1 protein-coding gene is annotated in these 984 nt (G+C 37.4%); it reads right to left on the bottom strand.

Going from position 1 to position 984, the window contains the following annotated elements:
* Window positions 1–419 precede the first annotated feature (419 nt).
* Complete coding sequence (locus ABLT31_RS38735) at window positions 420–662, bottom strand: hypothetical protein (RefSeq protein ID WP_367761035.1); 243 nt, start codon at window positions 660–662, stop codon at window positions 420–422.
* Window positions 663–984 lie beyond the last annotated feature (322 nt).

The following is a 984-nucleotide window of genomic DNA, read 5'->3' as shown; positions in this document are numbered from 1 at the left end:
TTCAACGAATTGTTCATTGTATTTAAGAATCTCTGAAAGTAACGTCATTTAAACCTCTCCCAAACCTTAAAAATTACTATAAATTTGTCGTAATATCCCGAAATTCTTTCGATGTTAAAAATACCACTAATCCAATCCCGAAAACGCCAAAAAATAATCCCTTTGCGATTGAAACAATTGCGTTCTTCATATTAACACAACCTTTCGAATTGGATTTAACGGAAAATTTTGAGATGCACAAGTTAAGCAACCCACCTCGGACAGCACGTGCCCGACACTCGGTTTTGTATATTGTAAAGCTATAATTTTGCTACTCCGGTAATATGCAGGTTATCAAAGCTGCTCAAGGTCCCGCCTGGCAGCTTTGATTTTTATCTATATAATGAGGATCTCTCCATCTCCGGTCACTCTAAGGAATTCTAATTGGCCATCAAGATCTGGCTGGCATAATTCTGCTTCTCGATATCAAACCATTTTTTTATCCGCAGCATATCTTCAGAAGTATAATAACAACTCATGAAGTCCATGTTTTCATCTGCTCGTGGATTTTCTGCCCGATAAAGTTCCATGAAGGCCTTTGCTTCCTCTTGCGATTCGCACCGGTTAATGCCTTTGGTCAAAAAATCCTTGATCGTTACAAGTTTTTCACCTTTCCAAATCATTATATAGCCCCCCAATAGCAATGGTTTGATTGCAGAATCTCTTTTCTTGTTTTCCATTAAAAACACTTACACAATTTTAAATAAGCAAAATTGATGCCAACAAATTATTCTTAATATTGCTAATGATCCCTGCAAACTCGGTCGATAATTGTAGAAGAATTCCACTGTTCGGTGTGAAATTATTCTACACTGTTGAAATATTACTCTCCTCCCAACAGCAAGTTGGATTCTTGCAAGAATTCCCTTGCGGCTTTTAAAATGTGGAGAGTAATACCAAACCTGTATCAGACTCTTCCGACATAAAGAAAAGTGTGCCGTGGAT

This window comes from Ammoniphilus soli, assembly GCF_040813775.1.
This window is presented reverse-complemented; position numbering and strand designations above follow the sequence as displayed.